The 8,674-nt window shown below is 72.0% G+C and carries 10 protein-coding genes; 9 read left to right on the top strand and 1 reads right to left on the bottom strand.

Annotation, left to right across the window (positions count from 1 at the left end; genetic code table 11):
* Positions 1–772 (bottom strand): sigma-70 family RNA polymerase sigma factor (locus AC2W7G_RS04865; RefSeq protein WP_485867444.1); only part of this gene is annotated, 772 nt, incomplete at its 3' end.
* A 333-nt stretch (positions 773–1,105) separates the two neighbouring features.
* Here AC2W7G_RS04865 and AC2W7G_RS04860 point away from each other — a divergent pair.
* From AC2W7G_RS04860 to AC2W7G_RS04820, 9 genes are all read left to right on the top strand, one after another.
* Positions 1,106–1,585, top strand: a complete 480-nt coding sequence (locus AC2W7G_RS04860) for a flagellar protein FlgN (RefSeq protein WP_485867443.1) — start codon at positions 1,106–1,108, stop codon at positions 1,583–1,585.
* Between the two features lies 1 nt (position 1,586).
* Complete coding sequence (flgK, locus tag AC2W7G_RS04855) at positions 1,587–2,981, top strand: flagellar hook-associated protein FlgK (RefSeq protein ID WP_485867442.1); 1,395 nt, start codon at positions 1,587–1,589, stop codon at positions 2,979–2,981.
* Between the two features lie 14 nt (positions 2,982–2,995).
* Complete coding sequence (gene flgL, locus AC2W7G_RS04850; RefSeq protein ID WP_485867441.1) at positions 2,996–3,868, top strand: flagellar hook-associated protein FlgL; 873 nt, start codon at positions 2,996–2,998, stop codon at positions 3,866–3,868.
* 26 nt (positions 3,869–3,894) lie between these two features.
* Entirely contained in the window at positions 3,895–4,308 is a 414-nt protein-coding gene (gene fliW, locus AC2W7G_RS04845) for a flagellar assembly protein FliW (protein WP_485867440.1), read from the top strand.
* 18 nt (positions 4,309–4,326) lie between these two features.
* Positions 4,327–4,599: a carbon storage regulator CsrA gene (csrA, locus tag AC2W7G_RS04840; RefSeq protein WP_485867439.1), complete on the top strand. Its 273-nt coding sequence runs from the start codon at positions 4,327–4,329 to the stop codon at positions 4,597–4,599.
* Positions 4,600–4,669: 70 nt separating this feature from the next.
* Positions 4,670–5,881 carry a PP2C family protein-serine/threonine phosphatase gene (locus AC2W7G_RS04835; RefSeq protein WP_485867438.1) on the top strand — a complete coding sequence of 404 codons (1,212 nt, stop codon included), beginning with the start codon at positions 4,670–4,672 and terminating at the stop codon, positions 5,879–5,881.
* Entirely contained in the window at positions 5,878–7,848 is a 1,971-nt protein-coding gene (locus AC2W7G_RS04830) for a glycosyltransferase (protein ID WP_485867437.1), read from the top strand. Before AC2W7G_RS04835 ends, AC2W7G_RS04830 begins: the two co-directional genes overlap by 4 nt.
* Positions 7,835–8,170, top strand: a complete 336-nt coding sequence (locus AC2W7G_RS04825; RefSeq protein ID WP_485867436.1) for an STAS domain-containing protein — start codon at positions 7,835–7,837, stop codon at positions 8,168–8,170. Before AC2W7G_RS04830 ends, AC2W7G_RS04825 begins: the two co-directional genes overlap by 14 nt.
* A partial coding sequence (locus AC2W7G_RS04820; RefSeq protein WP_485867435.1) for an ATP-binding protein occupies positions 8,163–8,674 on the top strand: 512 nt, incomplete at its 3' end. The genes AC2W7G_RS04825 and AC2W7G_RS04820, both read left to right, overlap by 8 nt.

The following is an 8,674-nucleotide window of genomic DNA, read 5'->3' as shown; positions in this document are numbered from 1 at the left end:
GATGCCGGGCGGCGACCGCGGCGACGTACGCCTCGCGGCGGCGCGCGGCGCAGCCGGCCTTCTTCTCGGCGGTCTGGTCCGTCAGCTCGGGGGAGAGCAGGCGGCGCAGGGCCTCGCGCAGCAGGACGAGCGCCTCGGCGCGCATCTGCGAGACGCGCGACTCGGTGACGCCGAGGGTCTCGGCGATCTCGGCCATGGGGCGCTCGGCCAGGAAGTACTGCTCCACCACGTGGCGCAGGCGCTCGGGCAGCTCGGCGACGGCGTCGACGAGGTACTCCAGCTCCTCGCGGCCGAGCAGGGCCTCGTCCGGGCGCGGGCTGTGGCTGACCAGCTGGTCGGCGAGCGCGAAGTCGCCGGCGCCGTCCAGCGAGTAGACCTGGGAGCAGGCGACGTCGCCCTGGTTCGCGGCGACCTCGTCCTCGCGCAGGCCGGCGGCACTGGCCAGCTCGGCGGTGCTGGGCGCGCGGCCCAGGGTCGAGGTGAGCGTGGCGCGGGTGGCCTCCAGCTCACGAGCCCGGCGGCGGACGCTGCGCGACGCCCAGTCCAGGCCGCGCAGCTCGTCCAGGACGGCGCCGCGGATGCGGGTGGCCGCGTACCGGGCGAACGGGACGCCGCGGTCCTCCTGGAACGACTGTGCGGCCTGCACCAGCGCCAGCATCCCGGCGGAGGTGAGGTCGTCTCGGCTCACGTGGCTCGGCACCCGGCCCATCGTCTCGCGGACGATGTGACCGACGAGTGCCAAATTCTGCGTGACCAGCTCGTGGTTGTTCATCGGTTTTGCCCCTTTCCACGAAAAATCTTTGTCGCTTCAAGCACCCCCCAGCGCCAAAATCGGGGAAACGAGCCTAAGGACCTCTCATCTGGGGCCCTTTACGGGACCCATTCGGGACGTTCGCCAGGCGCACCCGGGACCAAGGGCCCGTAACTTGCTGCGAAAACTTGCGCGAAACCTGGGCATTGGCTGAGTTTTCGCCGTGAGTCGCCCCGTCCGGTGCACAAAAGGGGCGCAGAGGGCTCAGGACGGCGGTCGACCTCCCGATGGGACAGTCCGACCGTCCTCGGCGACCGAGCTCGAGGAGGTCCGCACGAAAGGGACCGGTACCCCGTGGAGGAGCTGTCACTCATCCTCGCCGACGAGCGCGAGGCCCTCGAGCGCCTGCAGTTCGCGCTCGAGACCGAGCGTCTCGTGCTCGCCAGCGGACGCACGCGCTGGCTGATGCGTGCCGCCAAGGGCGTCGAGGACGTGCTGGAGGAGCTCCGCGCCGTCGAGCTGCTGCGCGCCGTGGCCGCCGACCAGGCCGCCGCCGCGCTCGGCCTGGAGAGCAACCCGAGCCTGCAGGCGCTGGCCGAGGTCGCCGACGAGCCGTGGCGCACGATCTTCCTGGACCACCACGACGCCTTCGTCTCCACCGTGCACGAGATCACCGACCTGGCCGAGAGCAACCGGGAGCTGATCACCTCCGGCTACGCCTCGGCCCGCGAGACCCTCCTGACGCTCGGCAAGGGCGCCGAGGGCTACAGCCCCGACGGCACCGCGGCCGTCATCGCCTCGACCCCGCACCGCCTCGTGGACAGGACCCTGTGACATGACCGGCACGTTCTCCTCCTTCGGCAGCGCCCTGTCGGCGCTGCGCTACAGCCAGACCGCCATGGACGTGGCCGGGCTGAACCTCTCCAACGCCGACTCCAAGGGCTACACGCGCCAGCGCGTCGAGGCGTCCGCCTCCACGTCGGCGCCGAACGCGGCCATGTACGCGCGCGGCAACAGCTACGGCGACGGCGTCGCGATCGACGGCATCTCGCGCGCGGTCGACCTGCTGCTGAACGCCCGGGCGCGCACCGAGCACGCCACGCAGAGCTACCTGGACGTGCAGGCCGAGGTGCTCGAGCGGGTGGAGGCCGGCGTCAACGAGCCCGGCACGACCGGCATCAACAGCGCCCTGGACAACTTCCGCAAGGCCTGGAGCGACCTGGTCAACTCCCCCGACCAGAGCGCGGCGCGCTCCCAGGTGCTGGCCTCGTCCAGCACGCTCGCCGAGGCGATCCGCTCGCAGGCCGCGATGCTCGCCGGCGAGGACAAGGACGCCCGCCTGCGGGTCCTGGACGGCGTCGACAAGCTCAACACGATCGCCGGCGAGATGGCCTCGCTCAACGAGAAGATCCAGGTCGCCTCGTTCGACGGCACCGTCAACAACACGATGCTCGACCGCCGCGACCAGCTCATGCTCGAGCTCAGCCAGGTCGCCGGCACCGAGGCCACCATCCAGGCCAACGGCACCGTGCAGGTCACCCTGGGTGGGCTGAACCTGGTCAGCGGCAACACGGCCGCGACCCTCTCGGTCAGCGCGGGCATCAACCCCGACGGCACCGGCACCGGCGCGCCGATCGGCTTCGAGCTCAGCGTCGGCGGCGCCGTCGTCGGCAGCCCGACCATCGCCACCGGCACGCTGGGCGGCCTGACCCGCTCGGTCGACACCACCCTCAAGGCGCTGCACGACGACCTCGACACGATCGCCACCACGTTCGCCGACACGGTCAACGGCCGCCAGGCCGGTGCGTTCGACCAGGACGGCAACGCCGGCGAGGCGATGTTCTCCTACACCGCCGGCAACGCGGCGGCCACGCTCACCGTGACCCTCACCGACCCGCGCAAGGTCGCGGCGTCCTCGGTCGGCGGCGGCGTGCTCAACACCGACAACGCCCGGTGGCTGGGCAACAACAAGACCGTCGAGGGCTCCTACCAGACCTGGGTCGCCGGACTCGGCTCCTCGGTCGTGGCCGCCACCCGCGTCGCCGCCAACCAGAAGGCCCTGACCAGCCAGGTCGACGGCGCCATCGAGCAGCTCGGCGGCGTCAGCATCGACGAGGAGATGGTCAACCTGGTGAGCGCGCAGCGCATCTACGAGGCCGCGGCGCGCGTCATCACCACCCTGGACTCCGTCCTGGACACCCTGATCAACCGAACCGGAGTGACCCGCTGATGAGCATCGGACGCGTGACCCACGGCAGCATGACGCTGTCGAGCCTGAACAACCTGCAGTCGACGCTGGGCCGGCTCGCGCAGAGCCAGGAGCAGCTGACGACCGGCAAGCGCATCAACCGCGCCTCGGACGACCCGACCGACGCCGCGCGCGCCATGCGCACCCGCAGCGCCCTGGCCGACCAGGAGCAGTACGCGCGCAACGGCCAGGACGCCGTCACCTGGATGAACCTGACCGACTCGCGCCTGCGGTCGATGAACGACTCGCTGCGCCGGGTCCGCGAGCTCGCGCTCACCGGTGGCACCGACACCAACAGCGGCACCGCGCGCGAGGCGCTGGCCGTCGAGGTCGAGCAGCTGCGCGACAAGCTGCTCACCGAGGCGAACGCGACCTACCTGGGCCGCCCGATCTTCGGCGGCATCACGGCCGGCGACAAGGCCTACGCCGACGACGGCACCTTCGTGGGCGCCACCGGCGACGTGCAGCGCACGGTCGCCGACGGCGTCGACGTCACGATCAACTCCGACGGCGAGGCCCTGTTCGGCAGCGGCGCCGCGTCCATGTTCAGCGAGCTCGACGCCCTCGCCAACGCGATCCGCGCCGGGGACACGGCCGCGATCCAGGCCGGCATCGACCAGGTCGACGGCCGCAGCCGCAAGATCGTCGACGATCTCTCGCTCGTCGGTACTCGCACCAACCGGGTCGAGAGCGCGGTGGACGCGGCCAAGGACGCGACCCTCACGCTGAACGGCAACGTGTCGGAGCTGGAGAACGTCGAGCTGGCCTACGCGATGATGCAGGTCCAGATGAACCAGGTCTCGTACCAGGCCGCCCTGGCCGCCACCTCCAAGGTCATCCAGCCGAGCCTCGTGGACTTCCTGCGATGACCGTCTCGCCCGCGAAGGAGCGCGCCATGACCGCCGCCACGACCCAGGCCCCCGAGGTCGAGACCGTCCCGACCCTGGAGCTGGTGCAGCCGATGCTCGGCTTCCCGGCCGCCCGGCACTTCACGATCGTCGACCACCACGACAGCCTGCTGCGCACGCTGCAGTGCCTGGACGACACCGACCTGCGGTTCCTCGTCGTGCCGCCGACCGTGTTCTACCCCGACTACGCCCCGGTCGTCAGCGACCAGGTCGTCGAGGACCTGGACCTCACCGACGCGTCCGACGTGCTGCTGCTCGTGCTGCTCACCGCGCCCGACGGCCTGGCCACCGCCACGCTCAACCTGCGCGCGCCGCTGGTCATCAACGTGCGCACCCGTCGCGCCGCCCAGGTCGTCCTGGAGGACCAGGACCACCCGCTGGCCGCGCCCCTCCAGTCGTAGTCGCGGTAGGCTCACCGCGTGCTGGTTCTGAGCCGCCGCGCAGGCGAGAGCATCGCCATCGGCGACGACGTGACGATCACGGTGCTGGACGTCCGCGGTGACGTCGTCCGCATCGGCATCGACGCGCCGCGCTCCGTCGCCGTGCACCGCACCGAGGTGCTGGTGCAGGTCGAGGCCAGCAACAAGGCGGCCGCCTCGCCCGACGACGACGTCGTGACGTCGCTGTCGCAGGCGCTGCGCAAGCCGGCCGACGACGACGTCGAGGACGACGGCTCCGAGGAGCGCTCCTAGCTCGAACTGTGCGGTGGCCGTCCGACGCCTAGGGTGTGGCTCACCAACCGCTCGGGGGAAGGGGCGTGCAGTGGCACTCGTCGCGGACGGGCTCGGGCCGGTCGACGAACGACGTCAGCGTGTCGTCGAGAGCGTCGGCATCCTGGACCAGGCCCACCAGGAGCGGCTCGACCGCATCACCCGCATGGCCACGGTCGCCTTCGGCGTGCCGATCTCCTCCATCACCATGCTGGACGGCGACACCGTCCGCTTCCCCTCCGTCGTCGGCATGCCCGCCCGGCCGATGCCGCGCCAGGACACCTTCTGCGACCGCTCGGTCCGCCTCGGCGGCAGCGTCGTCTCGGAGGACACGGCGGCCGACCCGCGGTTCAACGACCTGGCCCTGGTCCACGGCGACCCGCCGTTCCGCTTCTACGCCGCCCACCCGCTGTGCGACCCGTACGGCAACGTCATGGGCACGTTCTGCGTCTACGACCACGAGCCGCGCGCCTTCCCCGAGCGCGACCGCCGGCTGCTCGCCGAGATGGGCGCGTGGGCCGAGGTCGAGGTGCTCGCGCTGGCCGAGATGTCCCGCGCCCACGACGCGCAGGTCTCGATGCTGCCCTCGGCCCCGATCGACCGCGACGGGTGGCACGTCGACGGCGTCTGCCTGCCGGCGCTCTCGGTCGGGGGCGACTACTTCGACTACGCGCTCGACGACGACGTCGTGCACTTCGGGCTGGGCGACGTCATGGGCAAGGGCACGGCCGCCGCGCTCGTCGGTGCCGGCATCCGCGTGGCCCTGCGCTCGGCCCACCTCGCCGTCGTCCAGGGCGCCGACCTGGGCGTCGTGCTCGGCCGGCTCGAGCAGGGCGCCGCCTCCGACCTGGAGCGGGCCGGGTCGTACGTGACCCTGTTCGAGGGCGTCGTCGACCTGCGCACGGGGCGCCTGCGCTACGCCGACGCCGGGCTGGGCCTGGCGCTGCTCGTGCGCGCGGACGGCAGCCACGAGCAGCTGCACGGCGAGGACCTCCCGGTGGGCGTCATGCCGGGGTCGGGCTTCCACCAGCACGAGCGCACCGTCGAGGAGGGCGACCGCATCCTGGTCTTCAGCGACGGGGTGCTGGACCTGCTCGACGACCCCGACGACTGGATGCCGCCCCTGGCGGCGCTGCTCCACGGTGCCGACGACCCGCGCGACGTCTTGGGCCAGATCATGATGCTGGCCATCGACCGCACCCCGGTCGACGACGTGACCGCCCTGGTGGTGTGCCGCCGCCCGGCCGGGGAGCCGGCCCGGTGAGCCGTCGCCTGCTGCTGATCCGCGTCATCGTCGTCCTCACTGCCGTCCTGGGCGTCAACTACGTGCTGTGGCGCTGGCTGTTCTCGGTGCACTGGTCGGCGTGGTGGATCGCCGTGCCGCTCGTGGTCGCCGAGACCTACAGCCTGGTCGACTCCCTGCTCTTCGGCCTGACCATGTGGCGGCTCAAGGAGCGCGGCGAGCCGCCGGCCCCGCCCGAGGGCGCGACGGTCGACGTCTTCATCACGACCTACAACGAGCCGCTCGAGCTCGTCATGGGCACGGCCCGCGCCGCGAAGGCGATCACGTACCCGCACACCACGTGGATCCTGGACGACGGCAACCGCGAGGAGCTGCGCGCCCTGGCCGAGGCCGAGGGCATCGGCGTCATCCACCGCTCCGACGACTGGACGCCGGACCGGCCGCGGCACGCCAAGGCGGGCAACCTCAACAACGCCCTGCTGGCCACCGAGGGCGAGTTCCTGCTCATCCTGGACGCCGACCAGGTGCCGCTGCCGACCATCCTCGACCGCACGCTCGGCTACTTCCGCGACGAGCAGATGGCGCTCGTCCAGACGCCGCAGTGGTTCGTCAACGTGCCCGAGGACGACCCGCTGGGCAGCCAGGCGCCGCTGTTCTACGGTCCGATCCAGCAGGGCAAGGACGGTTGGAACGCCGCGTTCTTCTGCGGCTCCAACGCGGTGATCCGGCGCGAGGCGCTCATGATGCTGGGCGTCACCCGCTACGCCGGCGAGGTCGAGATCGGGGTCCACCGGGCGCTGCGCACCGCCCGGACGGTGCTGGCCCGCGCCCGCAAGGAGCTCGGCCCCGACGACGACACCGCCCGCACCGCGCTCGACCTCGTGGGCTACGAGATCGGCCGGGCCCGGCGCGAGATAGCCCGCGGCATCGCGCTGGCCGACGTGACCTACCGCTTCCAGCGGCGCATGGACGACGTGCGCCGCACCCTCGTCGACGCCGACCTGCAGGCGCTGCAGGCCGACCTGGCCGAGATCGCCGCGCTCGAGCAGCAGGCCGACGCCCAGCCGGGCACCGGCCTGGCCACCATCGACGAGACGACGCTCGAGCACATGGCCTCGCGTGACTGGTCGCCGCTCGGGGCGGTCGAGACGGTCTCCGCGCTCGTCGCGGCCGTCGACGTCGACCGCGGCGACGAGGCCCAGCCGGTCATGCCGCTGGCCACCATCTCGGTCACCGAGGACATGGCCACCTGCATGCGGCTGCACGGGCTGGGCTGGCGCACGGCGTACCACGACGAGGTGCTCGCCCACGGCCTGGCGCCCGAGGACCTGGCCACGATGCTGACCCAACGGCTGCGCTGGGCCCAGGGCACGATGCAGGTCCTGTTCCGCGAGAACCCGCTGACCCAGCGACGGCTGCGCTGGACCCAGCGGCTCATGTACTTCGCCACGATGTGGTCGTACCTGTCCGGGTTCGCCGCGCTGGTCTACCTCGCCGCCCCGATCCTGTACCTGGCTCTCGGCGTGCTGCCCGTGCAGGCGTACGGCCCGGACTTCTTCGTCCGGCTCGTGCCCTTCCTGGTCGTCAACCAGCTGCTGTTCGTCGTCGTGGCCGCCGGCCGTCCGACGTGGCGCGGGCAGCAGTACTCGCTCGCCCTGTTCCCGACCTGGATCAAGGCGTTCACGTCGGCGTTCGGCAACGTCTTCCTGCGCCGCGACCTGGACTTCGCCGTCACGCCCAAGACGCGCCCGGCCAGCTCCGGGCCGGCGTGGCACCTCGTCCGTCCCCAGCTGTGGGCCATGGGCCTGCTCGCCGGGGCGGCCGTCGTCGGCGCGGTCCGCTACGCCGTGGGGCAGGCGACGCTCGTGGGCTGGTCGCTGAACACCGCATGGGCGCTCTTCGACCTGGCCATCTTCAGCATCATCATCCGTGCGGCTCGCTACCGCGGGTACGAGCCCGACCTCGAGGAGGACCATGACCGACTTTGACGTGAGGACCGACGACCGGGGGATCGGCGTCGTGACGCCCAAGGGGCGGCTCAACATGGTCTCGGCCAAGCAGCTGCGCTCGGCCGTCACCGAGCTCGTCGACGCCGGCACCACCCGTGTCGTCGTCGACCTGGCCGAGACCACGTTCCTGGACTCGTCCGGGCTCGGCGCGCTCGTGGCCGGGCTCAAGTCCGCCCGCCAGGCCGGCGGCGACCTGCGCATCGCGCGCCCCACCCAGCAGGTCGTCACGGTCCTCGGCCTCACCAACATGGACAAGGTCCTGCGCCCGCGGGAGACGGTGGACGGAGCCTTCGATGGCTGAGCCCACGACGCTCACGGTCGCGGCGCGGCTCGAGGACGAGAGCATCGAGCTGGTCCACGACCTGGCCGACCGGCTGTGGCAGGCGCACCCCGACGTCGACATGACCGACCGCATCCGCCTGGAGACCGCCGTCGCCGAGGTCATCGGCAACATCGTCAAGCACACCCGTCGCCTCGACGCGGCCGGCGCCGACACCCGCCGGGTGCACGTGACGATGTGGTGCGACGACCAGGAGGTCGGGGCCGAGTTCGTCGACAACGGCCTGCCGGCCGCGATCGACCTCAGCCAGGTGACGCTCCCCGACGACGAGGCCGAGTCCGGACGCGGCCTGGCGCTGGCGCTGGCCGCCGTCGACCAGCTCGACTACGAGCGCCGCTCCGGCCGCAACCACTGGCGGCTGAGCTGCGACGGAGCGCGTGAGCCGGTCGCGTGCCCGCTGGGCGGGGGTCCTGCTCCTCGTCCTGGCGGCCGCCTCGACCGTCCTGCTCGGCGCGCCCGCCCAGG

This window comes from Aeromicrobium sp. PFPM2_SD2 (genome assembly GCF_057364525.1).
This window is presented reverse-complemented; position numbering and strand designations above follow the sequence as displayed.